The 25,499-nt window shown below is 56.4% G+C and carries 20 protein-coding genes and 1 riboswitch; of the genes, 9 read left to right on the plus strand and 11 right to left on the minus strand.

Annotation, left to right across the window (positions count from 1 at the left end; all coding sequences use genetic code 11):
* Positions 1-23: 23 nt before the first annotated feature.
* Complete coding sequence (locus Q0753_RS02040; protein WP_298716419.1) at positions 24-434, minus strand: H-NS family nucleoid-associated regulatory protein; 411 nt, start codon at positions 432-434, stop codon at positions 24-26.
* Positions 435-817: 383 nt separating this feature from the next.
* Positions 818-991, plus strand: a riboswitch (Lysine riboswitch).
* Positions 992-1,064: 73 nt separating this feature from the next.
* Between Q0753_RS02040 and Q0753_RS02045 the strand changes: the two genes are divergently transcribed.
* Entirely contained in the window at positions 1,065-2,624 is a 1,560-nt protein-coding gene (locus Q0753_RS02045; protein WP_298716421.1) for a Na+/H+ antiporter NhaC family protein, read from the plus strand.
* A gap of 104 nt (positions 2,625-2,728) precedes the next feature.
* Here the strand turns inward: Q0753_RS02045 and Q0753_RS02050 are convergent, their stop codons facing one another.
* From Q0753_RS02050 to Q0753_RS02070, 5 genes are all read right to left on the minus strand, one after another.
* Positions 2,729-3,955, minus strand: a complete 1,227-nt coding sequence (locus Q0753_RS02050; protein ID WP_298716423.1) for an EAL and HDOD domain-containing protein — start codon at positions 3,953-3,955, stop codon at positions 2,729-2,731.
* A 125-nt stretch (positions 3,956-4,080) separates the two neighbouring features.
* Entirely contained in the window at positions 4,081-5,328 is a 1,248-nt protein-coding gene (locus Q0753_RS02055; protein WP_298716425.1) for an outer membrane protein transport protein, read from the minus strand.
* Positions 5,329-5,498: 170 nt separating this feature from the next.
* On the minus strand, positions 5,499-6,962 hold the full coding sequence (gene putP / locus Q0753_RS02060; protein WP_298716427.1) for a sodium/proline symporter PutP: 1,464 nt from the start codon (positions 6,960-6,962) through the stop codon (positions 5,499-5,501).
* Positions 6,963-7,457: 495 nt separating this feature from the next.
* Positions 7,458-8,186, minus strand: a complete 729-nt coding sequence (locus tag Q0753_RS02065) for a DUF3379 domain-containing protein (RefSeq protein WP_298716430.1) — start codon at positions 8,184-8,186, stop codon at positions 7,458-7,460.
* On the minus strand, positions 8,179-8,694 hold the full coding sequence (locus Q0753_RS02070) for a sigma-70 family RNA polymerase sigma factor (RefSeq protein ID WP_298716432.1): 516 nt from the start codon (positions 8,692-8,694) through the stop codon (positions 8,179-8,181). The genes Q0753_RS02065 and Q0753_RS02070 overlap by 8 nt, the downstream gene beginning before the upstream one ends.
* A gap of 375 nt (positions 8,695-9,069) precedes the next feature.
* On the opposite strand from Q0753_RS02070, the gene fadI reads away from it, so the two are divergent.
* The 5 genes from fadI to hemH all read left to right on the plus strand — a co-directional run bounded on the left by fadI (position 9,070) and on the right by hemH (position 16,636).
* Positions 9,070-10,383: an acetyl-CoA C-acyltransferase FadI gene (fadI, locus tag Q0753_RS02075; protein WP_298716434.1), complete on the plus strand. Its 1,314-nt coding sequence runs from the start codon at positions 9,070-9,072 to the stop codon at positions 10,381-10,383.
* Between the two features lie 32 nt (positions 10,384-10,415).
* Positions 10,416-12,530, plus strand: coding sequence for a fatty acid oxidation complex subunit alpha FadJ (gene fadJ, locus Q0753_RS02080; protein ID WP_298716613.1), 2,115 nt, complete (start codon positions 10,416-10,418; stop codon positions 12,528-12,530).
* Positions 12,531-12,709: 179 nt separating this feature from the next.
* Positions 12,710-14,626, plus strand: coding sequence for a molecular chaperone HtpG (gene htpG / locus Q0753_RS02085; RefSeq protein WP_298716436.1), 1,917 nt, complete (start codon positions 12,710-12,712; stop codon positions 14,624-14,626).
* 304 nt (positions 14,627-14,930) lie between these two features.
* Positions 14,931-15,575, plus strand: a complete 645-nt coding sequence (gene adk, locus Q0753_RS02090; RefSeq protein ID WP_298716438.1) for an adenylate kinase — start codon at positions 14,931-14,933, stop codon at positions 15,573-15,575.
* 92 nt (positions 15,576-15,667) lie between these two features.
* Positions 15,668-16,636: a ferrochelatase gene (hemH, locus tag Q0753_RS02095; protein WP_367179484.1), complete on the plus strand. Its 969-nt coding sequence runs from the start codon at positions 15,668-15,670 to the stop codon at positions 16,634-16,636.
* A gap of 130 nt (positions 16,637-16,766) precedes the next feature.
* On the opposite strand, the gene Q0753_RS02100 is transcribed toward hemH, so the two are convergent.
* From Q0753_RS02100 to mtgA, 3 genes are all read right to left on the minus strand, one after another.
* On the minus strand, positions 16,767-18,356 hold the full coding sequence (locus tag Q0753_RS02100; protein ID WP_298716443.1) for a cation:proton antiporter family protein: 1,590 nt from the start codon (positions 18,354-18,356) through the stop codon (positions 16,767-16,769).
* A 23-nt stretch (positions 18,357-18,379) separates the two neighbouring features.
* A complete protein-coding gene (locus Q0753_RS02105; RefSeq protein WP_298716446.1) occupies positions 18,380-19,132 on the minus strand; it encodes an HAD-IIA family hydrolase in 753 nt (250 codons plus the stop codon).
* 121 nt (positions 19,133-19,253) lie between these two features.
* Complete coding sequence (mtgA, locus tag Q0753_RS02110; protein ID WP_298716448.1) at positions 19,254-19,928, minus strand: monofunctional biosynthetic peptidoglycan transglycosylase; 675 nt, start codon at positions 19,926-19,928, stop codon at positions 19,254-19,256.
* A gap of 221 nt (positions 19,929-20,149) precedes the next feature.
* Between mtgA and Q0753_RS02115 the strand changes: the two genes are divergently transcribed.
* From Q0753_RS02115 to Q0753_RS02125, 3 genes are all read left to right on the plus strand, one after another.
* On the plus strand, positions 20,150-21,172 hold the full coding sequence (locus Q0753_RS02115; protein ID WP_298716451.1) for an adenosine deaminase: 1,023 nt from the start codon (positions 20,150-20,152) through the stop codon (positions 21,170-21,172).
* A 53-nt stretch (positions 21,173-21,225) separates the two neighbouring features.
* On the plus strand, positions 21,226-22,095 hold the full coding sequence (locus Q0753_RS02120; RefSeq protein ID WP_298716454.1) for an OmpA family protein: 870 nt from the start codon (positions 21,226-21,228) through the stop codon (positions 22,093-22,095).
* Between the two features lie 295 nt (positions 22,096-22,390).
* Positions 22,391-23,182: a sulfite exporter TauE/SafE family protein gene (locus tag Q0753_RS02125; RefSeq protein ID WP_298716456.1), complete on the plus strand. Its 792-nt coding sequence runs from the start codon at positions 22,391-22,393 to the stop codon at positions 23,180-23,182.
* Positions 23,183-23,603: 421 nt separating this feature from the next.
* Here the strand turns inward: Q0753_RS02125 and lpxM are convergent, their stop codons facing one another.
* Positions 23,604-24,572, minus strand: a complete 969-nt coding sequence (lpxM, locus tag Q0753_RS02130) for a lauroyl-Kdo(2)-lipid IV(A) myristoyltransferase (protein ID WP_298716459.1) — start codon at positions 24,570-24,572, stop codon at positions 23,604-23,606.
* A gap of 54 nt (positions 24,573-24,626) precedes the next feature.
* The gene (locus Q0753_RS02135) at positions 24,627-25,400 is read right to left on the minus strand and encodes a DUF3025 domain-containing protein (RefSeq protein ID WP_298716462.1); all 774 of its coding nucleotides are present in this window, start codon (positions 25,398-25,400) and stop codon (positions 24,627-24,629) included.
* Between the last annotated feature and the right edge of the window lie 99 nt (positions 25,401-25,499).

Consider the following 25,499-nt stretch of genomic DNA (forward strand, 5'->3'; position numbering starts at 1 on the left):
TTTAATAATAAGTAAACGGCTGCTTACTTGCTGATAAGAAAGTCTTCCAGCGTCTTTTCACCGTTGTCCAGTGCCTGCTGGATCACGGAAGGCTTGCGACCCTGGCCGGTCCAGGTTTTGTATTCGCCATTTTCATCGTGATATTCGTATTTGGCCGGGCGCTTGCTGCGGGGCGCACTGGCTTTTTTGGCCGGCTCGGCCAGTTCAATCAACTCGCTGATATCAATACCTTCTGCGGCCATTTGCTCCATCAGCTCTTTCACTTTACGCTCGCGCTCTTGGGCTGCAGCCTGTTCGGCGGCTTTGGATTCACGCTGCTCTTCAATAACGGAAGCCAGCTTGGCCAGGCCTTCTTCCATCTGATCAAGGGTCAGTTCACGAGTAGCTGCACGAAGACTACGGATATTAAGCAGTGTTTTCAAAAAGTCAGACATTAGATTCACCTGTTGGTCTATCTTGTTTTTTTAATAAATTAAATTTACATCTTCATTTTAAATGAAGCAAGGTAATTAATGATTTCATTTCAGTAATATTAATTATAAAGCCGGATTATGTGTAAATTAATGTATATATCGTTGCATTTTGCGAATGTCGCTTGCCGATTAAAAAAGACAAACTTTTTTATTGAAATGTCATATTTCGAGGGTGATTCGACCTCTCTTTCATGCCTGAACATTGTTCCACGGGAACGGACGGTGGCAGGCTGAATCTTATCGTTGATTAAAGTCCGGAAATAGAATTTGGTTAAAAATGAAGCTGCTATTTTTTTGGTCAAATGTGTTGATTTTTGTCTTTTTGGCAGTAAAATCTCCCGCCTTACCTGCGTAGAGGTGCATAACTTATCAGTAGATCAGCTCAGGGTGATGCCGTTTATCCTGATCGAAAGGAGGTTATGCCGAAGTCATGTCATTTATCCAATGGCCTGGCTGGGATCGGTACCGAAAGGGCCGATACTGTCATGAATACTTATTCATGATGCGCTATAGCTGGGAAAGAGAAGACGATCTAGATATCGGCCTCCTGCTCCTGGTAGTTATGTTGTCAATTCAGAATCAGGTATTGCCGTGGAATCTCATCCTTTTATTCAGACCTTCTGGTCTCTGCTCCCCCCCCTGCTGGCCATTGTGTTGGCTATTTTCACCCGTCGTGTGCTGTTGTCGCTGGGACTGGGAATCATCCTTGGCGCGCTGTTGTTACAGCAATTCAATCCCCTGACGGCCATCACGCATCTGGGGGGCAATATTACCGGTCTGTTCTGGTCCGACAATGCCGTTAATGAATGGAATGTTAATATATTGCTGTTTTTGCTGCTATTAGGTTGCATTATCAGCATGCTGAGTCGTACCGGTGCCACGCTGGCGTTTGCGGAATGGGCGCAGTCACGTATTAAAAACCGCCGACAGGCCAAGGTAATGACCGGATTGCTGGTCTTTATCTTCTTTATCGATGATTATTTTCACAGTCTGTCGGTGGGTACCATCTGTCGGCCGGTGACGGATCGGTTTCATATTTCACGTGCCAAACTCGCCTATTTACTGGATTCGACGGCGGCCCCCATTTGCGTGCTGATGCCTATTTCTTCCTGGGGGGCTTATATCATCGCCCTGGTGGGAGGCATACTCGCCAGCCATGGCTTCACCGGACAAAGTGCGCTGAGTACTTTTCTGATGATGGGAGCAATGAATTTTTATGCCATTTTCACCCTGCTGATGGTGCTGCTGGTGATCCGGGGTGGTTGGGATCTGGGCGCCATGGCACGGCATGAACAACAGGCGCTGAACGGCGAGCTGTTTGACAAGGCCAAAGGCACGCCGCCTGGCGTGGCCGACAGCAGTGTTACCGTGGGCCGCGTCGGCGATCTGTTGCTGGCAATTAGCACCCTGACGCTGGTCACGGTGGCGAGTCTGTTGCTGACCGGCGCGCAGGCGTTGGCCCAAAAGCAGATGGACTTTGCGCTGCTGGCGGCCCTTGAAAATACCAATGTGGGTCGGTCTCTGGTATTTGGTGGTATGGCGGGATTACTGGTTTGTGCCCTTGCCATGTTCAAGCACAAGGCATCTGCATCAGACTGGGGCCACACTCTTAAGGTCGGGCTCAAGGGGATGCTGCCGGCGATATATATTCTGTTGTTTGCCTGGACCATTGCCGGACTGATTGGCGAGCTGCAAACCGGTAAATACCTGGCGTCCTTGATCCAGCAAAATATTCCCTTGTTTATGCTGCCGGCCATTCTGTTTCTGCTGGCGGGAGTCATGGCCTTTGCTACGGGCACCAGTTGGGGAACCTTTGGCGTGATGCTCCCCATTGCCGCCGATATGACCATGGCGATTGATGCCTCCTTGCTGTTGCCGGGTATGTCGGCGGTCATGGCAGGGGCGGTATTTGGTGACCATTGTTCGCCTATTTCGGACACCACGATTCTGTCTTCTACCGGTGCCTCCTGTCACCATATCGATCATGTGATCACTCAGCTGCCTTACGCGCTCTCCATCGCCCTGGTCAGTGTTATTGGCTATCTGGCCCTCGGATACAGCGCCTCAGTGGGTATGGGGCTGCTGGCGGCGTTAGCCTGCTTTATGCTGGTGCTGGCAGGCTGGGCCTGGCAACAGCAGCGGGCTCATTGACAGGCTGTCCATTACGTTTAAAGAATACATAAAGACAGATCATCAAACAGGCCCGGTATCAAATGATACCGGGCCTGTTTGATTAACAGCTGCTGGTCGTTGTTTTACCGAGGAGAGTGAATGTCGTTCAGGCGCTGACACCATTGCACCGCTTCTTCATAACACTGGCTGCTGGTGGCTTCACTCAGGCTAATGAAGTCCAGACGTTGCTGTAATCTTGGCCATTCCGCCTGTTCATGATCGTGCATCATGCTCATCAGAAAGCCAAGCTGCCCCTTGCGTTCAAGTAATGCCAGACTAACCGGCTCAGTAATCGATATATGCGGCAAAATTTCGGCCATGGGTCGTTCCAGCAGCGCATCCAGCAGAGAAAACAAGCCGCACATAAATGCGTCTTCCTGCAGCTCCGGGCACACCTTTTCAGCCAGCAGCTCACACCACTTTGCTCGAATCATCGATAACCGATAAAGTTCTATATTTTTGTTTTTACTGACATAAGCGGTCATTACCAGGGCAGTAAAGCGTCTAAGTTGCTGATGGCCAAGATAAACAATGGCACTGCGCAGATTAGCAATGCTCTGATGACGATATCCGATATAAAGACTGTTGACATAACGCAGCAGATTATAGGTCAGCGACAGATCACGGCTGAACAATTCGGTGAGTCGGTCATAATCAATATCGGTACCGTTGACGGTAGATAACAATTCGAAGGCGGTTATTTCATCGGTGGTCAGAATGCGCCGGCTGATGACCTGGGGCTGCTGAAAATAGTAGCCCTGAAAGTAAGAGAATCCAGCCGCCTGGGCGTCGGCGAACTCTTGTTGCGTTTCCACTTTTTCGGCAATGAAGCTGAGTTGTGGATAACAATGGCAGCGTTTGATGAAACGGGCACAGTCGGCAATGGAAGTCTGACGTAAATCCAGTTTGATAAAATCCATCAGCGGCAGAAAGTCATCCCACTCGTCGTTTGGAATATGATCGTCGAGGGCAACCTTGAGTCCGAGTTTTTTAAGGTGTTTTACGCTGTCAAGCAGGGCCTGATCCGGGGTCGCATCTTCAAGAATTTCAATCACCAGCTTATGCTGATGAAAAGCATCTGCCATACCTTCGCGCAGCAAGGTGTCGGGAAAGTTCACGAAACACAATGAATCACCGACCAGATCCTCTATTTTCTGGCTTAAAAATTGTTCGGCCATCAAACGACGAGTCGCCAGTTCGGCTTCGATATCGGGAAAGCGATTATCAAGACCAAGACGGAATAACAGCTCATATCCCAACGGGTTACCCTGAGTATTCAGGATAGCTTGCCTGGCCACAAAACAGTGCATTGTAAAGCCCCGATATATTTATAGATAGCCGCCAAATATACAGGATGTGGTTTGCATTAACAAAGTCGTACCGGGAAAAAAGCGCCCGAACGGGCGCTTGATGACAGCATGTATTTACTGACATATCAGAAGAGGTAGTTCAGCTGTAAACCGAACAAATAGGCGTCGCCGCCGGAAGTCATATCGTAATCTGTTCCGAATTTGCTCTCTTCCTGTTCTACGGCCACATTGCTACCATCCAGAAAGGCAAAGGCGGCATCGACACTCAGATTCTGGCTATAGGCGTAGGTAGCACCCAGGCTGTACCAGGTGCGATCCACGTCGGGAATCGATATGGAACGAAATTCTTCAGGAACTGGCGATTTGTCGTAGGCCAGGCCGCCGCGCAGCGTCCACCGATCGTTCAGCTGATGGGTGGCGCCCAGGCTCATGCGCCAACTGTTTTCAAAGTTTTCGTCTTTTTGTAACTGCTCATTACCTTGTGGCCCTAGTGCTTTTAGTTCTTTAAAGCTGCTCCACTCGGTCCACATGATGCCGTAATGTATCGCCCAGTCGGGTTGCACCTGATGAAAGCCGGACACTTCGGCGATGGCTGGCAGAGTGAGATCCAGCTTTCCTGGTTCAGTCATGCCTGGCGTGACTGAACTCAACCCTGAATATTGCCCTTCAAGTGTCAAGTCGACTTCGGATCTGTAGGTCAGCGCCCAACGATTATTTTTATCCGCTTCCAGCAGCAGTCCGATATTCCAGCCATAGCCCCAGTCGTCACCCGCGAGGTTGGCTATCTCGGTGGACCGCTGTAAACCCAAAGGCGCATCAGCACCTTTTTGACCTGCATAGCGAATAAACTCGGCATCGGCATACACGGCGTTAACACCGGCACCTAATGACACGTGTTCATTGGCCTTGAAGGCGATATTGGGGTTCAGGTTAATGGTTTCCAGCGAGGTTTTTCCGCCGATTTCACCGGCCGAGAACTCGGGAGAGTAAGAAGTTGCCAAGCCATAGTTGGTTAAGGCGCCAAAACCGGCTACCCATTGTTTGTTGATGGGGTGCACGTAGTAGAAGAACGGGACTACCGCTTCGTCGGCAATATCGTTGGCCTGCTCGCCGGTTTCGTTATCGGTAACATCCACATCCGGATTGATGTAAATGGCACCGGTCGACAGGGCAGGGCGGTCAAACAGCGTCATGGCGGCCGGGTTGCGGCCCAGCACGGCAGCATTATCGCCGATGGCGCCTTCACCGGCATAGGCGCGACCCAGGCCGGTTGTATTCTGCTCCGCCAGCTGAAAAGCGGCGGAATGAGCTTGCCCTGCTACCACTGCAATGGAAGCGGCGAGCATGGACAATGTTAACGTCTTTTTGCTCATGGAAGACTCTCTCGTCATGATGATTTGGTTCGGGCGCCACTACGACCAGCGCAGTCGATAAGAGGTATGAACTCTTACCAGTTGGTAGAGTAAAAAGACGTAACTGAAAAGTAAAACGCTTGTTTATAAAAAAGGAGCCTGTCGGCTCCTTTTGTGAGGGCAATCAAAGATTAAAGCTCGGACTCCATGCGTCTGAAACCAAGAATCACGGTTTTAACGGGCGGAGTATCCAGTCGGCTGATCAGGATGCAGGCCAGGCCGCAGACCAGGAAGCCGGGGACGATTTCGTACAGGTCGAACAGACCACCAGTCAGCTGCTTCCAGCCGATGACGGTCAGGGCACCGAACACGATACCGGCAAGCGCCCCGTTGCGGGTAAGGCGTGGCCAGTACACGGAAAGAATAATGACGGGGCCAAAGGCGGCACCAAAACCGGCCCAGGCATAACTGACCAGACCAAGCACGGTAGATTGCGGATCAAGCGCTATCAGCATGGAGCAGACCGCCACGCCCAGTACCGCAAATCGGCCTACCCATACCAGTTCGTTATCTCCGGCGGCAGGACGCAACCAGCGCTTGTAAAAGTCTTCGGTGATGGCGGAAGAACATACCAGCAGCTGGGAGTCGATGGTGCTCATGATGGCCGACATGATGGCGGCAATCAGCAAACCGGCCACCCAGGGGTTGAATACCGCATTGGCCAGTGCCAGAAACACGGTTTCCGGATTGTTCAGCGGGGCATCGGCAAAATAAACGGCGCCGGCCAGGCCCACACCCAAAGAGCCAATCAGTGACAGTAGCATCCAGCTCATGGCAATACGGCGAGACAGAGGGACGGATTTGGGCGAGTCGATGGCCATAAAGCGCGCCAGAATATGTGGCTGGCCAAAATAGCCCAGTCCCCAGGCCAGCAGGCTGATGCCGCCGAGTAGCGAAAAGTCGTGGAACAAATCCAGTTTGGACGCGTCCATGGTGTTCAGGGTAGTCAGGGTCTGATCGATGCCGCCCAGCTCGTTCATCACCGCCCAGGGCAAGGCAATCAATGCCAACAACATCAATATGCCCTGGAAAAAGTCGGTCCAGGATACCGCCAGAAAGCCGCCCATAAAGGTATAAGCCACGATGACGCCACCACCGATAATCAGGGCAGTGAGGTAGGGCAGGCCAAAGACTTTTTCAAACAGAATGGCGCCACCCACCAGGCCGGAGGCGGTATAGAAAATAAAGAACACCAGTATGGTAATGGCGGCAACCACGCGGAGCAGGCCGCTGTGATCGGCCAGGCGATTTTCCAGAAAATCGGGCAGGGTAAGAGAGTCGTTGGCCTGTTCGGTATACACCCGCAGTCGTTTGGCCACGAACAGCCAGTTCAACCAGGCGCCCAACACCAGACCGATGCCAATCCATGCCTGATTGATGCCATAAAGGTAGACGGCACCGGGCAAACCGAGTAATAACCAGCCGCTCATGTCGGAGGCGCCCACGCTCAGTGCCGCCACGCCAGGGCCCAGACGGCGTCCGCCCAGAATATAATCACTCAGTGAACTGGTGGCTTTATAGGCCACCAGGCCGATAAGCATGGTCAGCAGCAGATAGCCGACAAAGGTAATCAGAATAGGGAGTTCTATGGTCATAAGCGGGTTCCTGTTGTTCCGAACAGCATGTTCGCCTTCCGTGTGGGCGAAGTCAGCAAATGTTACATCATAAAACCGAAGAACTCCCGATTCCTGTCACCTTATGGTGGAATAGCATAATAAATAGACAGGTTTCACATAGAACTGTCTGATGATACCAAACTGCTTAACTAACTGATCTACTCGGTGCTCTGCAAAGGTCGGACAAATGGCCCGCTCCTCCGACACGCCGTGAACCCATCCATGGGGGCTCCACCGCGCCATCCCTGGCGCGGAGGGTCGGCGGAGCAGATCCCTTTATCCTCCCTGATGCCAAGGAGTTGCCTGTTGGCGTTGTTTACAGGCAGCTCGGTGCTCGGGTTTAAAAATGATCAGATCTTTATTCAAATTGGTATTAAATGTGAGTTTATTGCAAAAGAAAAGGGGCCGGAGTCAATTTGGAATTCAGTATTCCGAAAAATTGACTCCGACCCCTTTTATCCACATATGCTGTGGTTATATCGCTCTTTTAAGCGAGGCCTTTATCTTGCTGGCCATCTTGCCAACATCTTCTTCCAGCTCGCTGACCACCACCAGGCGGTTGAGGGTCATGGGAATGACCTCACCGTGGTATTGAGCACCGGAGAAGCTGTTGACCAGTTGCAAGGCCCGGTCGGCCGGCACAATAAACACGTGCACCCTGTCGTGCTCTCCCTGGATCACCAGATGCGCCGCCGGCCCGCCGGCAAACATGCAGTGGTTGGCGTAATACACCTTGCCTACACCGCTCATGTCGTTGATGCGGGTACCGTAAGGCGCTAATTTGGCATTGATGGTGGTCAGGCTGACTTCTTCATCCACATAATGGGTAAAGGGCATTTCAAACTGTACATGATGCATGGCCACACTGGCGACTGATGGCGCCAGATTATCTGCTCCTGCCGTCAGGGGAAGAAAGCGGGTAGAAAAACCCAGCACGAAGGTAACGGAAGCGGCGAGTGCCAGATGGCGCCAGCCGAAGCCTTTTGATTGCTCCGGTTGACGCAAAAGGTGCGACAGCATCAGCTTGTCGGGCAGGGCAGAAGGCACCGGCTCCTGCAGTGCGTGGGCCAGTTTGTGATTGAAATCCTTGATTTCACTTACAAACTGCCGGTTACCGGCATTGGCGGTTGAGGCACTAATAAAGTCAGAACTCGTGTCGTTGGGATCGGCATAAGCCCGACGTCTGAACTCCAGGTCATCCATTGCTTTGGCCTCGCGACGATTTATCTTGGTCCATGGCCTCTTTCAGCTTGTTGCGGGCACGAAAGAGACGGGTCATTACGGTGTTCTTGTTCAATTCCAGTATCTCGGCTATTTCTTCACCACTGAAACCGCCCAGTACCTGCAGTAACAGTGGTTCGCGATATTCTTCAGCCAGCTCGGCAATATGCCGACGCAGCCATTCGGTTTCCATATCCTGCTCCGGCCCCGGGCTTTGCTTGTCGGGTACCGGCACGCTGTCAAGATCGACCAGGTCGAACTGTTTGCGCTCGAAACGGCGGGCATTTTCTCGCCGTAATATGGTAATCAGCCATGCCTTGGCGGCTTTTTCGTCTTTCAGACTGTCCAGTGCTTTCCAGGCACGCAAAAACGTCTCTTGTACCAGATCCTCGGCTACCTGCCGGTCATGACACAACCAGAAAGCATAACGAAACAGGTCGCCATGCAAGGTATACACCAGCGCCTCATAGCGCTTTTGTTTTATTACCATGCTTTTAGAGACCGCATCCGGCTTGGTCTTCTTTCGCCCGAATAAAGAAATCATTGTTCACCGTTCAAATAGGGTGGCTAAATTCAGTCTACTCACTCTTAAAGTCTGGTGCGAGTAATGTTGATCACGAACTGTGGGGTTAACGAAGCTGAGGTTGCCGTAATAACGTCATTGTCATGACAGATATACCATTATTTGTTGCCTATCAATATTTTCAATCAGCTGTTTTAAACCGGTAATGCCGTTGTTAGTATACCGGTGAGGTCAGACCTGTTTTGGGTCAGGTTTATCAGCTGAAGCCAGTCACTGATGGCCCATACCTGGTGGCTGACAACTTACGGCTGATAACTTACTGCCGATGAACAAGGAGCGTACATGTCGCCGACGAATCCACTCATTACCCGCCATGGCGACCGGATCGCCATTGTTTCCGGGCTAAGAACGCCATTCGCCCGTCAGTCCACCGCCTTGCGTGGCATACCGGCACTGGAACTGGGCACCATGGTGGTGAACGAGCTGCTGGCACGTACGCCGATGGCGGCGAGTGAGGTGCAGCAACTGGTGTTCGGCCAGGTGATCCAAATGCCCAAGGCGCCCAACATTGCCCGGGAAATCGTGCTGGGTACCGCACTGCCGGTCGGCACCGACGCCTACAGCGTCACCCGCGCCTGCGCCACCAGCTTTCAGGCCGTGTCCAGCCTGGCCGAATCGATGCTGGCGGGGCAGGTGCAGGTGGGCATTGCCGGTGGCGCCGACTCTGCTTCCGTGTTGCCTATCGGGGTGTCGACGCCACTGGCCGAGGCCTTGCTGGATTTGAGTAAGGCCCGCTCTTTTGGCGCCAAACTGGCGATACTGCGGGGTCTAAAGCTCAAGGATCTGGCCCCGGTGCCGCCGGCGGTGGCGGAATACTCCACCGGTCTGTCGATGGGGCAGACCGCCGAGCAGATGGCCAAGAGTCACGGCATCGGCCGACAGGCCCAGGATGAACTGGCACATCGCTCTCATCAACTGGCCACCGGCGCCTGGCAGCGGGGGGAGCTGGATGCTGAGGTGATGGTGGCCTATGTACCGCCGTGCAAGGCCGCCTTTGAGCAGGATAATAATATCCGCACCGAATCCAGCCTGGGCGATTATGGCAAACTCAAGCCCGCCTTTGACCGTCGCCACGGCACCGTGACCGCCGCCAACAGCACGCCGCTGACCGACGGTGCCGCCGCGGTACTGATGATGACCGAAAGTCGGGCGAAAGAGCTGGGCCTGCAGCCGCTCGGCTACCTGCGCAGTTATGCCTATTCGGCAATAGAGGTACGCCACGACATGCTGCTGGGCCCGGCCTACGCCACCCCCATGGCGTTGGAGCGCGCCGGCTGCACCCTGGCGGACATGGATCTGATTGACATGCACGAGGCGTTTGCCGCCCAGACCCTTGCCAACCTCAAGATGTTTGCCAGCACCACCTTTGCCGAGCGTGAACTCAACCGCTCCCGGGCCATTGGCGAGGTGGACATGAGCAAGTTCAACGTGCTGGGCGGCTCGCTGGCCTATGGTCATCCCTTTGCCGCCACCGGCGCCCGCATGATCACCCAAACCCTGAGAGCGCTTAACCGCCGTGGTGGCGGTCTGGCGCTGACCACCGCCTGCGCCGCCGGCGGTCTGGGTGTGGCCATGGTACTGGAGGCCGCACAATGAGCGACGTTATGACCGAGACAGGAACCGAGCAGATGACTTCTTCCACCTTTACCCTGCGTATTGAGGACGGCATCGGCATCATTACCATGGACGTACCGGGCGAGCGCATGAATACGCTGCGTGCCAGCTTTGTTGACGAAATACAGGCGCTGCTGAGCGATATTAGCGCCGACAACAATATCAAGGGGCTGGTGCTGTGCTCGGGCAAACCCGACTCCTTCATTGCCGGCGCCGATGTCCGCATGCTGGACGAATGCAAAACCGCCAAACAGGCCGAAGCGCTGGCCCGGGCCGGGCAGCAGATATTCAACCGTCTGGAAGCGCTCGAGATACCCTTGATTGCCGCCATTCACGGCGCTTGTCTGGGAGGCGGGCTGGAGCTGGCGCTGACCTGTCATGGCCGGGTGTGCAGTGACGACGACAAAACCCGCCTGGGACTGCCGGAAGTGCAATTGGGGCTTATTCCCGGCTCCGGCGGTACCCAGCGGCTGCCTCGCCTGGTGGGGCTGACCCGGGCGCTGGACATGATGCTGACCGGCAAGCAGTTGCGAGCCAGGCAGGCGCTGAAAGCCGGGCTGGTGGACGACATGGTGCCTCACAGCATACTGCTTCAAACGGCCATCGAGCTGGCGCGCCGGGGCAAGCCGAAGCGCACCCGTAAAAAAGACATGAAAACCCTGCTGCTTACAGCCAATCCTCTTGGCCGCAAGCTGGTGTTCGACAAGGCGCTCAGTACCCTGCGCCATAAAACCCGCGGCAAATACCCGGCGCCGGAACGCCTGCTGGCGGTGGTGCGTACCGGCCAGGACCAGGGGATTAATCAGGGCTTGGCCGCCGAAGCACAAGCCTTTGGCGAGCTGGTGATGAGCCCCGAATCGGCGGCCTTGCGTCAGCTGTTTTTCGCCACCACCGAGATGAAGAAGGAAACCCGCTGGCAGGGCGAGGCGCCAAACCGGCTTGCCCGCATCGGCGTGCTGGGCGGCGGCCTCATGGGCGGCGGTATTGCCTTCGTTACCGCCACCAAGGCCGGGCTGCCGGTGCGCATCAAGGACATTTCCCATCAGGGCATCAATCAGGCCATGGCCAATGCTCACGGTTTGCTGGCGCCGAAGGTGAAGAAGAAACAGCTGCGGGACACGCAAATGCAACAGCAGCTGGCGCGGATCACCGGCACCCTGGATTACAGCGGCTTCGAGCGCGTCGATCTGGTGGTGGAGGCGGTGTTCGAGGATCTGGAGGTCAAGCGGCAGATGGTGGCCGAGGTGGAGGCGAACTGCCCGGCACACACCCTCTTTGCCACCAATACTTCGTCGCTGCCCATTCATCAGATCGCCGACGGCGCCGCCCGGCCCGGGCAGCTGGTGGGGCTGCATTACTTCAGCCCGGTGCACAAGATGCCGCTGGCGGAAGTCATTCCCCACGCGGGCACCAGCCCTGTTACCGTGGCCACGGCGCTGAAGCTGGCCCGTGCCCAGGGCAAGAGGCCCATCGTGGTACAGGACAAGGCCGGTTTTTACGTGAACCGCATTCTGGCGCCCTATCTCAACGAGGCGGCGCGGCTGCTGCTGGAAGGCGAGCCGATAGAAGCGATCGACCGGGCGCTGCTGGATTACGGTTTTCCGGTAGGTCCTTTTACCTTGCTGGATGAAGTGGGTATCGATGTGGCCGCCAAAATCTCGCCCATTCTGGCGCGAGAGCTGGGTGAACGCTTCACCGCCCCCGACGCATTTGGCACGCTGCTGGAGGACGAACGCTTTGGGAAGAAGAACGGGCGTGGTTTTTATCGTCATGACAAGAAAGGCAAGCACAAACCGGTGGACGACAGCCTGTACCCGCTGCTGGGCATCAAGCCCCGGCACCGATTGCCGGCCCAGGATCTGGCCGAGCGCTGCGTACTGTTGATGCTGAACGAGGCGGCGCTGGCGCTGGACGAGAGCGTGATTGCCTCGGCCCGGGACGGCGATATCGGCGCTGTCTTCGGCATCGGTTTCCCGCCCTTCAGCGGCGGTCCCTTCTTTTACATGCACCAGCAGGGTATTCAAGTCGTGGTGGATAAGATGGAAGAATACGCCCGCAAATACGGCCAGCGTTTCGCGCCCTGCGAGCCATTGCAGAAGCTGGCGGAAAGCGGCGGCAGTTATTACTGATTTTACGTAAGGGGTGAAGGGTGAGGGGAAAGGGTCTGCGAGCTTGCGCCGTATGAAGGCGCTTCTACCCTGTATCGCCTCACGCCTCACGCCTCACGTTTTTTCCTCCAGCCCTTGAAATCCTCCCGGCCAGCCCCATCTTTCTGTACATAAGTCAAACCCAAGCAAGGAACATGAAGATGTCAGAAGCTGTGCATACCGAAACTCATGGTTTTCAAACCGAAGTCAAACAACTGCTCAACCTGATGGCCCATAGCCTCTATTCCAATAAAGAGGTGTTTCTGCGCGAGCTGGTGTCCAACGCCGCCGATGCCGCCGACAAGCTGCGCTTCAAGGCGCTGTCCGACAGCGCCCTCTATGAAGCGGACGGCAACCTGCGGGTGCGGCTGGTACTGGACAAAGACAACAAGACCCTGACCATCTCCGATAACGGCATCGGCATGAGCCGTGACGAGGTGATCGAGCACCTGGGCACCATCGCCAAGTCCGGCACCAAGGCCTTTTTCGGTCAGCTGTCGGGTGATCAGGCCAAGGACTCCCAGCTGATCGGTCAGTTCGGCGTGGGTTTCTACTCCGCCTTTATCGTGGCCGACAAGGTGACCGTGCTCAGCCGCGCCGCCGGCCAGCCTACCGACCGGGGCGTGCGTTGGGAGTCCGACGGTGACGGCAGCTTCACCGTGGCCGACATCGAAAAGCCGGGCCGCGGCACCGACGTGATACTGCACTTGCGTGAAAGCGAAGAAGAATTTCTCGACGACTGGCGTCTGCGCAGCATCATCGGCAAATATTCCGATCACATCAGCATCGCCGTGGAAATGTGGAAAGACGGCGAGCCCGAGCAAACCGACGAAGACGGCACCGTTACCTCTGCCGCCACCGAAGGCGAGTGGGAGCAGGTGAACAAGGCCACCGCCCTGTGGACCCGCGCCAAGGGCGAGGTGAGCGACGAAGAGTACCAGGAATTCTACAAGCACATTTCCCACGACTGGCAGGACGCCCTGACCTGGAGTCACAACAAGGTAGAAGGCAACCAGGAATACACCAGCCTGCTGTATGTGCCGGCCAAGGCACCGTTCGACATGTGGAACCGGGACCAGAGTCACGGCCTCAAGCTGTATGTGCAGCGGGTGTTTATCATGGATGATGCCGAGCAGTTTATGCCAACATACCTGCGGTTCGTGAAAGGGGTGCTCGACTCCAACGATCTGCCGCTGAACGTATCGCGCGAAATCCTGCAGGACAACAAGATCACCGCCCAGCTGCGCAAGGCCTGCAGCAAGCGGGTACTGACCATGCTGGAGCAGATGGCGAAGAACGACGCCGACAAATACCAGGGCTTCTGGAAAGAATTCGGCAATGTGCTGAAAGAAGGCCCGGCCGAAGACTACGGCAACCGCGAGCAAATCGCCGGCCTGCTGCGTTTTGCCAGCACCCACAACGACGCCGATGCCCAGACCGTGTCGTTGGAAGACTATCTCGGCCGCATGAAGGAAGGTCAGGACAAGATCTACTACATCACCGCCGACAGCTATGCCGCCGCCAGCCACAGCCCGCACCTGGAAATCTTCAAGAAGAAGGGCATCGAGGTGCTGCTGATGTGGGAGCGGGTAGACGAGTGGCTGATGAACCACCTGAGCGACTTCAAGGACAAGCAGTTCGTGTCCGTCACCAAGGGCGAACTGGATCTGGGCGAGCTGGACGACGAAGAAACCAAGAAGGCCCAGGAAGAAGCCAAGGAAGCCCTGAAGCCGCTGCTGGAGCGGGTGCAGACTGCCCTGGGCGAAGAGGTGAAGGAAGTGCGTCTGACCCATCGTCTGACCAGCACGCCTTCTTGTGTGGTCGCCGGTGAGCACGACATGAGTACCCAGATGATCAAGCTGATGCGCTCTGCCGGTCAGCCGGTACCGGAGCAGAAGTACATTCTGGAGCTGAACCCCGAGCACACCCTGGTGAAAAAACTGGAAACCCTGGCAGAAGGCGACCAGTTCAACGAGTGGTCCCAGCTGCTGCTGGAGCAGGCTCAGCTGGCCGAGCAGGGCGGTCTGAAAGATCCCGCCGCCTTCGTGGCGCGGGTCAACCGCCTGCTGCTGGGTTAATCATCCCTGTGGAATAACCAAAAAACCCGGCCAGGTGCCGGGTTTTTTATTGGCTGATCCACACCCATTTGGCAGCTTCTGCTAACGATAAATGACGTTGTTGTTAAATGAGTTCGGTAAAAATACGAGTTTTCTGTTGTTCTCTCACACGGCACACCTTGCCGCCCACTTTTTTCACGTTTTTTCCTTTGCCTAATATCATCAATAGGTCTAACAGAGCCCTGCTGTTACTTGTCCCGATGGCGGTGTCATGACACAATTGTGACCCAAATCGTGAATTACTAATCAAGAAGAGGACGCTGTTATGCGCATCGTTTTGTTGGGTGCTCCGGGCGCGGGCAAGGGAACGCAGGCTCAGTTCATCATGGAGAAGTTCGGCATTCCACAAATCTCCACCGGTGACATGCTGCGTGCCGCTATCAAGGCCGGCACTCCGCTTGGTTTGAAAGCGAAAGAAGTCATGGATCAGGGCCAGCTGGTATCCGACGATCTGATCATCGGCCTGGTCAAGGAGCGCATCAGTCAGGACGATTGCGCCAAGGGCTTCTTGCTCGACGGCTTTCCGCGCACCATTCCCCAGGCCGATGCCATGAAGGAAGCCGGTGTAGCGGTAGACTACGTGCTGGAATTTGCCGTGCCGGACGAAGAAATCGTCAAGCGCATGAGCGGTCGTCGCGTGCACTCGGGCTCCGGTCGCGTGTATCACCTGATCTACAATCCGCCGAAGGTGGAAGGTAAAGACGATGTCACCGGCGAAGATCTGGCGATTCGTGCCGACGATGAAGAAGGCACGGTACGCAAGCGTCTGGCCGTATATCACGAGCAGACGGCGCCGCTGATCGAATACTACAAGCAAGCCGCCGAAGCCGGCCAGACTCGCCACTATAAAGTGGATGGCACCCAGTCTGTTGACACCGTCAGCAAGCAATTGGCCGAGATCCTGTCTTAAGGTCATTGCTACCAACCGGGCGCGTCTTGCGCCCGGTTTTTTTCCGCTTTTTCTCCGCTTTCCCTCCGTTTTTTTCAGATATGGATAACAAAGTGAAAACAGGCGTTTTACTGGTTAACCTGGGTACTCCTACCGCTCCCACCGCCAAGGCGGTCAAAACCTTCCTCGGTCAGTTTCTGCATGATTATCGCGTCGTCGATATTCCCAGAATGCTATGGTGCCCGCTGTTGCACGGCATTATTCTGCCGTTTCGCTCTCCCAAGGTCGCCAAGCTGTATCAGTCTATCTGGTGGGAAGAGGGCTCGCCGCTGATGGTGGTCAGTCGTCGTCAGCAGGCGGGTTTGAGTGCCGCCTTGCAGGAAGCGGGTATCGACATGCCGGTGGCCCTGGGCATGAGCTACGGCGAGCCGTCGATGGCGACAGCCTGGCAGGAGCTGAAGGATCAGGGGGTTGACCGGGTCATACTGTTGCCCATGTATCCGCAGTATTCGGTGAGTACCACCGCCTCGGTATTCGACAGCTGGGCCCGGCTGATGAAAAACGAGCGGCGTCTGCCGGCGTTCCGCTTTATTCACGATTATCATGACAGCCACGGCTATATTCAGGCACTGGCGGAGTCGGTACGCGAGCACTGGGAAGCCAGGGGCCGCACCGATTTACTGCTGTTGTCTTACCACGGCATTCCCAAGCGCTTCGAAGACGAAGGCGACCCCTATGGCCACCAGTGCCATCGCACCTCCGAGTTGCTGGCCGCCGAGCTTGGGCTGGAGCGCCATGAATGGCGTACCACCTTTCAGTCTCGTTTTGGCCGCGAGCCCTGGCTGCAGCCCTACACCGACGAAACCATGAAGGCGCTGCCGGGCGAAGACATCAAGAGCGTGAGCGTGATTTGCCCCGCCTTTTCGGCCGATTGCCTCGAAACGCTGGAGGAAATTGCCGAGCAGAACAAAGAGATCTTCATGGAAGCCGGTGGTGAGGCCTATCATTATATTCCCGCATTGAATGACAACCCGGCCCATATTCGCATGATGATGGATCTGGTCTGCCGCGAGCTGGGATAACGGCACTTTGTGGGGAGTGGGATTGGCTCTTGTAGCTGCCACTTCAGTCGGCAGGGCCTGCGCAGCAGGCCATTAACTTGAATAAAAGGGGTCGGAGTCATTTAAAAATGACTCCGACCCCTTTTTCTTTTTACGCGGATTGTAACTGTGGGCTGGTATTTTCGATCACGTGGCGAGCAAAGCCGCTGCCGGCCTCTTCGTAGATATTGAAGATATCGTCCGCCCCCATGTCACGCAGCTGAGCGCCTTCTTCCGGATAGCAGATAATGGCAGCCACCTGGCCCTTGAACTGGTTGTGGCGAATCTGCTCCAGGGCGTAGAGGTTACCCGCATGATTCGGCATGGCGAGAAAGATGTATTCCAGCTGTGTACTGATATTGGCTTTGTCCCAGAAGTCCGAATCCGAGGCATCGCCTTCGATGGCGTTGATATTCAGTTCCTGCAGCAGCGTGATTTTTTTCTTGTCGCTGTCGATCCCCAGTAACTGGCCCGGATAGTGTTGTTCCAGCTCCATGTAGGCGCCCTGACCGATACGACCCATGCCGATCACCAGCACCCGGGCGTCGCCCAGCTGAATGGGGGTGTCGTCCGGGTGCAGCTGCGGGTTTTCCCGAGGCTGAAAGCGGTTCATCAGGCGGCGATAGATATTTTCATTTTCGGCGTTCAGCGGGGCCGACACCATAAATGAAACCGCCAGCGCAATGGAGGCGACAATGGCCCAGTCGTTGCTAAGCAACCCCTGCTTGGCCGCCAGAGCGGCCACGATAAGACCGAACTCCGAATAGTTGGTCAGGCTGAAGGTCGCCAGCAGCGAGGTACGGATCCGCAGGCCGCAGCGGCTGTAAAACAGGTAGTAGAGCAGGCTTTTCAGCGGCAGCACCAGCAACAGTATGGCGGCAATCCACAGGGCGTCCATGGTCGGCATGCCGTTCAGGCCGATGCTCAGGAAAAACGCCACCAGAAACAGCTCTTTCATGTTGAACAGGGACTTGGCCAGTGAAGAGGCGCTGTAGTGAGAGGCCAGCATCATGCCGATGATCAGGGCACCAAGGTCGCCCTTGAGTCCGACCAGCTCGAAGCCGCCGACACCCACCACCAGGGCCAGAAACACCGCAAACAGGGTTTGCAGCTCGCCGTGACCGCTTCGTTCCAGCATCTTGAAAAACAATGGCCGCAGCAATGGCAGCAGCACCAGCAGGCCCAGCGCCCAGGGGCTGGGCACCTTGCCGCTGGAGATGGTTAAAAACGCCACCGCAAACAGATCCTGCATCACCAGCACACCGATGGCGATGCGACCATAGAAGGTGTTCATGTCGCTGCGCTCTTCGAGCACCTTGACCGCAAAGACGGTGCTGGAAAAACTGAGCGCAAAGCCCATCAGCATGGCCTGACGCCATTCCAGCTCCAGCGCCAGGCTGAAACCGATGGTTTTCACCGCCAGCAGCACCCCGGTAAACAGCAGGGTCGAAAACAGGATATGGCCGGTGGCCGTGCCCCAGACTTCTCTCTTGAGCAGGGTCTTGATGTCCAGCTTGAGCCCGATGCTGAACAACAGCAGGGTGACCCCCAGGTTGGCGAGGGTGTCGAGGGTAGCGTTGCTTTCATAGCCCATGGCGTTGAGCACGAAGCCCGCTGCCAGAAAACCAATCAGCGGGGGCAGGTTAATCAGATAAACAGCCAGGCCGCAGCCAAAGGCAATAGCGATAAAAATGGGATCCATTGGTGCTTCTTATTATTACTGGGTCAGAACAGGTCGATATCGGCGACGGATGAATAAACATGCTGCGGACGGAAGGGCATCTTGTCAATGTCTGCGACCTGACTGACACCGGTCAGCACCAGTACGGTTTCGAGTCCGGCCTGAAACCCCGCCAGAATGTCGGTTTTCAGGTTGTCACCCACGATCAGGGTGTTTTCGGAATGGGCGTCCATGTGATTCAGTGCGGCCCGTACTATCCAGGCGCTGGGTTTGCCGACGTAAAACGGTTTCTTGCCGGTCATCCGCTCTATGGGGGCACAGAGCGCGCCACAGGCCGGGTGCATGTTCGGGCCGTGGGTATCCGGATTGGTGGCAATAAAGCTGGCACCGTCGGCCACGAAGCGGGCCGCCATCTGGATCATGCTCCAGTTGTAGTTGCGGGTTTCGCCCACCACCACAAAGTCCGGGTCGATATCGGTAATGGTAAAGCCGGCCTTGTACAGTTCGTGGATCAGCGCCCCTTCACCGATGACATAGGCTTTTTCGCCGTTCTGGCGTTTCAGAAAGTCGGCGGTGGCCATGGCCGAGGTATAGAAACTGCTTTCCGGTACTTCGATGCCGGCGGAATAAAAACGGTTTTGCAGATCCTTGGGCGTCTGGGCCGGATAGTTGGTCAGAAACAGCAGGTTGATGTCCTGCTCCAGTACCCGGCGTATAAAGGCGTCGGCGCCGGGGATCAAGTCGTTGTTATGCAGAATGACGCCGTCGATGTCACAAATCAGATTTTTCTTATGCACTCATGCTCTCCTTGAGGCCCGTATTGAGTAGGCCCTTGTCTAGTAGGCCAGAGCCCGCTATGGCTTTATGCCTACTGTCATCGCAGCTTATGACAAATTGATGACCAGCGTCACCGTTTTATTACTTTTCTATGCAGCTTAACAGGGGGCCGAGTTGATTGATGCGATAGCCAATGGTGCTGGCGCGGCCTTGTACGTAAGCCGAGGGCCGCCCGGCATGGTACTGTCGCGGATTAGGCAGCACCGCGGCCAGCAAGGCGGCCTGATGGCGAGTGAGATTGGCGGCGGAGCTATTGAAATAGGCTCGTGCCGCCGCCTCGGCACCGTAGATGCCGGGGCCGAATTCGGCGATGTTCAGATACAGGGTCATGATGCGGTCTTTCGGCAAGATCAGCTCCAGCATGGGGGTATAAATGGCCTCCAGTAGCTTGCGGGTAATGCTGCGTCCCGGCCACAGATAGAGGTTTTTGGCGGTCTGCATGGTAATGGTGCTGCCGCCGCGTAACCGGCCCTGGTCCCTAAATTCGTTGAAGACATCATTGAAGGCGCCCCAGTCAAAGCCCCGGTGGCGACAGAACTTGTTGTCTTCGGAGGCGATCACCGCCTTCTTCAGGTGGTGGGAAAGCCGGGAGGACGCTTGCCAGTCTTTGGCCAGGGACTCACCTTCAAACAGCCGGATCACCATCAGCGGCGTCACCGGCACCGGAACGTAGCGATAGAGGAATGTCAGCAGCAGGGGGCCCAGGATCACCAGGCCCAGCAACCAGAGTACACAGCGTTTTAAAAAAGCAATCATCGATAGGGCATTCCCATGGTGGCGTTGATATCACCGAGCGAGCTTTGGCCTGTTTGAGCCCGATTTGTGACCATTCGGTTATTTTGTGGCGGCAGCGGCGATGGAATCTTTGTTATCTTTAACCTTATTGGTTTCAGCATCCTGCTTTCATGACCGGTTTATCCGCTTTCGGTTGATAAATAGTCGGTTAACAAGCGGTGTATAAACAGCGGAGAAACGCCATGTCCACGTTTATCAGTGAATTGCCCAAGGTGGAATTGCACCTGCATATAGAGGGAACCCTGGAGCCTGAAATGGTGTTCGCCCTGGCCAGGCGCAATGGTATCACCCTCGATTACCCGGATGAAAGCGCCCTCAAGGCGGCCTATCGGTTTGAAGATCTGCAATCGTTTCTCGATGTCTATTACCAGGGCATGCAGGTATTGCTGACCGAGCAGGACTTTTTCGATCTGACCTGGGCCTATCTGCGCCGGGCACATGCCGAGCGGGTACGCCATGTGGAGATCTTCTTCGACCCCCAGGCGCACACCGGGCGCGGCGTGCCCCTGGCGGTGGTGGTGGGGGGCATAGGGCGAGCATTGGAGCAGGCCCGCCGGCAGTGGGGGCTGACCAGCCGGCTGATCATGTCGTTCTTGCGTCATCTGTCTCAGGAGTCGGCCTTCGACACCCTGCATCATGCCGAACCCTTCCGCCAGCAACTGTCGGGCATCGGCCTCGATTCGGCCGAAAAGGGCAATCCGCCCACCAAATTCACCCAGGTGTATGCCGCCGCCCGGGAGCAGGGCTATCGGCTGGTGGCCCACGCCGGTGAAGAGGGCCCGGCCAGCTATATTCGCGATGCGCTGGATGTGCTCGAGGTGGAACGCATCGACCACGGGGTGGCGGCCATTACCGACACGCCCCTGATGGCGCGACTGGCGCAGGAGCGTATTCCGCTTACGGTGTGTCCGCTGTCCAATCTCAAGCTCAAGGTTGTCGAGACCATGGCCGAACACCCCATGCTCCAGCTGCTGCATGCGGGTCTGTGCGTGACGGTCAACTCCGATGATCCGGCCTATTTCGGCGGTTACATGAACGCCAACTACCAGGCGCTGCAGCAGGGGCTGGGTGCCAGCAACGAGGAGTTGTTGCAGCTGGCGCTGAACGGGGTGGAAGCCTGCTGGTTGTCACCGGAAGAAAAGGCGGTGCTGACACGGGAGCTCAAGGTATATGGAGAGCAGGCCGGCATCCGGTTAAATCATTAAAGAGTTGGGGCCGACCGCCGATAACCTGCGTAACGATGATCAGGAGAGCTGACGTGCGCATTATTTCTGTAGTGGCAGGGCTGACCCTGTGCGCCGGGGCCTGGGCCCAACCCCGTACCTATATGGCGAATATGGATCAGTCTCTGTGGCGGCTCACCTCGGATTCGGCGGTGCAATGCCGGCTGGAACACCCCATTCCCGGTTTTGGCACCGGTGCCTTTACCAGCCGGGCGTCCAAAAACATCAATCTGGTGTTTGAACTCAAACCACTGCGGGCCCAGCCGCGTACCCAGTCGGCGATGCTGAAAAGTGTGCCGCCGCAATGGCAGCCGGGCCGGGTTGCCAACAACCTGACCCGGGTGACCTTTTATCAGCAGTTCGATGCCATGGTCGAGCAGCAGTCGGCCTGGGTGATGCTGGAGGAGCTGAGTGAAGGACATTGGCCGACCTTCTATTTTGATGACTGGTATCGCAATGGCCAGCCGACCGGGGTGGGACTGTCGTCGGTCAACTTTCGTGCCCGTTATGTCGCCTTTCTCGACTGTCAGGCCAATTTGCTGCCCTACAGTTTTGAGGATATCGCCTTCAGCGTGCTCAATTACGTCAACAACGACGACGTGCTGACGATTCATTCCAGCCAGCGACTGGCGATGATTGCCGAGTATGTGAAGGCCGACCCCAACATCGGCGAAGTGGTGATCAACACCTATACCGACAGCTTCGGTACCGCCGGTCACAACAAACAGTTGTCGCAACGCCGTGCCGAAGCCATCAAGACCCATTTCATGAACCTCGGCCTGCCGGAAGACACCATCAGCCTGGAAGGGCATGGCGAGCGTCGGCCCATCGCCGACAACCGCACCCCCGAAGGACGCGACACCAACCGTCGGGTGGTCATCAGCCTCGGCCACGACAGGCTCTGAGAGAGGATATCTACAGCTTTATCCGGACATGCGGGCTCTTTTTGATATGGCCTTGCCGTGGGTTTTGTAGCCGGCGCTTCAGCTGCCGGAGCAGACGGTGCCGAATCATCAGGCACAGCGCCGTTTGCAGGTTTGCGTCGGCTAAAGCGGCGCCTACCATTTTTGCCTCACGCCTCACGCCTCACGCCTCACGCCTCACGCCTCACGCCTCACGCCTCACGCCTCACGCCTTTCTGGTTGGCTTTTACCACCGTCTTAGGTAGTTTATGGCCTTTGTCTTTTTTAGGGATTCAATATGACCTGGTTGATGTATCTGGCTCTGGGCGCCTTCGCCGGCACTCTGGCCGGACTGTTTGGCGTGGGCGGCGGCCTTATTATTGTGCCTGTGCTGATTATCAGCTTTAAATTGCAGGGCATCGGCGGCGATCTGATCACCCACATGGCGGTGGGCACCTCGCTGGCCACCATCATGTTTACCTCGCTGAGTGCCATTCATACCCACCATGGTCGCAAAGCCATCGACTGGCGCCTGGCGGCGCTGTTGTCTGTCGGCATTGTCGTGGGGGCCTGGATGGGCGGTTATACCGCTGACAAGCTCTCTGGCCCGCTGCTGCAGCGGCTGATCGGCCTGTTTGCCTGGCTGATGGCGGCGCAGATGCTGTTTGGCCTGGCGCCCAGCGGCGGCGCTAAACTGCCCGGCAAGCCGGTGCAGGTGGCGGTGGGCGGTGTGATTGGCTGGGCCTCGGGTATTTTCGGTATCGGCGGTGGCTCGCTGACGGTGCCGTTTCTCAGCTGGTGTTCTGTGCCCATGCAGCGGGCGGTGGCGGTGTCGTCGGTCTGTGGTTTTCCCATCGCGCTGGTGGGGGCGTTGAGCTATGTGGTGCACGGCATGGCGCATCAGGGGCTGCCGGCCGAGGCCTGGGGTTATGTTTACCTGCCGGCGATGCTCGGCATCAGTCTGGCCAGCATGCCCTTCGCCCGTTTCGGCGCCATTCTGGCGCATAAACTGTCGGCGCCGGTACTGAAACGCGCCTTTGCGGTATTCCTGTTGCTGGTTGGCGCCAAGTTCCTGTTTTTTCCGGGATAAAGCAGAATCAGCCCGCGTTGTAGGGTCGATTTCAATCGACCAGCGAGCCACGCCTTTGGTCGAATAAATTCGACCCTACGACTACCAGAAAACACGACGCCAAACGTTTTGTGCCGTCATCCTGACGAAGGTCAGGATCTTGTTTTGGTTTCGATGCTATTTGCAAGAAGATACCGGGGCCGTCATGCTGAACTTGATTCAGTACCGGTATGACGAAGGTCACTCTGCACCTGTAGGCGCCCATTTATGCGGCGCAAACCCACAGGCGTTGCCTGCTCCGCCAGCTAAAGCGGCGGCTACAACACCTCCCCCCTCACGCTTTACCCCTTACGTTCTTTCTCGATCAACCAGTCGTCGATACGAGCCACCAGCCAGATGATGAGCAGACCGATGGCGATGGTCAGCAGATATTCCAGCCAGCTCATTGTTTTCTTATCTCCCTGATCCCCGCCTCGTAACGGCCCTCGTTGCTGTCGACCTGGGTCTGAAAATATTTCAGGAACCACATGTACTGCTCGGGCCAGTCACCGAGCAGGGCTTCTATTTCCGCGTTCATTGCCCGGGTGTCGGCGGTGATGTCGGCGGTGGGGTAGGGCGCCATGGGCGGGCGCAGGATCAGCTCGTAGCGATGCTGCTCCATGTTGTAGACGCTGAGCACGGGAATCACCTTGGCCCCGGTGAGCTTTACCAGCTTGGGCAGAGCCGGCAGGGTGGCCTTGAGTTCGGCGAAGAAGGGCACAAACAGGCTGGCTTCCCGGCCGTGATCCTGATCCGGCAGATAGAAGAAATGCTTGCCGCTCTTGATGGTCTTGATCACCGCCTTGATGCCGGCGTCGCGCTCGTAGACGATGCCGTTGAAACGTGCCCGCTGACGATTGATAAACCAGTCAAACACCGGGTTCTTGGCGCTGTGCATCATGGTACACATGGGCAGCCCCAGTGACGTCAGGTAAAGGCCGCCGGCGTCGATGGCCCAGGTATGAGGGATCATGAAGATGATTTTTTCATCATTAGCCAGGCAGGTATCCAGATGTTCCCGGCCCTGCACCACGAAGCGGCCCTGCAGATAGTCACGGCTGCGGGCGGTCCACTCGCCGTAGCCCATAAAGGTCATCAGGCCGGCACGAATGGAATTCAGCAGCATGCGCTCTACGTCATCGGCAGGCAATTCGGGAAAACACAGCCGAATATTGGTGCGGGCTATGTAGCACTGCTTCCTGGCCAGCCTTACCAGCAAGGGCGCCAAGGCGCCGGCAATCGCATCGCGCGCGCGCGCCGGCAACCAGGCCAGCAACCACAGCGCGCCGATGGCCAGCCAGGTTGGCCAGTATCTGGGGTGCAGATAATGACGTTTGAATTCAAGGTCATAAACGGGGTCGGACCCGGACATAACAACATCCTCTTTCTGATAAGGCGGCAAGTGTAAGAAAAAACAGGCGTTAAATCACCTGTTACGCCGAGGGCGGAAGTAATCCCGGTTCTGATAAAAGTCCGGATTCTCATTGGCCGGCCACCAGCCGGGGATGCCCAGCAACGGCAGCGGCAGCAGCGGGCGTGGCCGATCGAACAGGGCATACTGCGCCAGATGGTCGGCCAGCCTTGCATCCAGCAGCGGATAACGGGCCGCGATGGGCAGCTCAAAAAAGGCGGCAGGCATCTCCAGCACCACACATTTGCCGGTCATGCCGATAAACGGCGCCAGCGCCTGTTCATACAGCGCATGGCCGAAGATAAAGGGCTGCCAATCCCGATTCCAGCGTTTGCGTTCGGTGATAAACAGCCGTTGCCAGTCGTGCTCGCGCAACCAGTGCTCCGTCTCGGTTTTATCCGGCACTGCCAGCACCAGGCCACATTCGTCGAAATGGGTGATTCTGTCGCGTCGGGGCGTGCGTTTACCGAGGCCGTTGGCCGCAATATCTTCCATGTGCAGCCGGTTGAGTAACCCCTTGGTGCGGGGAAACAGCGCCCAGATCACGGCGCCGAAAAAGTCATGCCAGTTATTGGCCCGCGTCGGCACCATGCCCTGCGCCACCGCCTGCTCGTAGTAGCAGTTCAGCTCGGCAAAACGGTCATCATCGATAAATTCCACCGGCAAGTCGGCGGCCAGTTGCCGGTTAAGCTCAATCAGGGTCGGCCATTGCGCCGTAGTGATATCGACCAGACCGGCCAGCTGCGCCAGCACACCATTGCGCCCGGTAACATGGGGATCCCAGTCCATGATGACTACCTGTATGAATGAAAACGCGCAAGCATACCCGGAGTCGCGGCCGAGATCACCTTCGGGGACATGTTCAGGTGTATGAGGTGGCCTGGTGGC

Origin of the sequence: uncultured Oceanisphaera sp., from assembly GCF_947495715.1 — a bacterium.
GTDB classification, from domain to species: domain Bacteria; phylum Pseudomonadota; class Gammaproteobacteria; order Enterobacterales; family Aeromonadaceae; genus Oceanimonas; species Oceanimonas sediminis.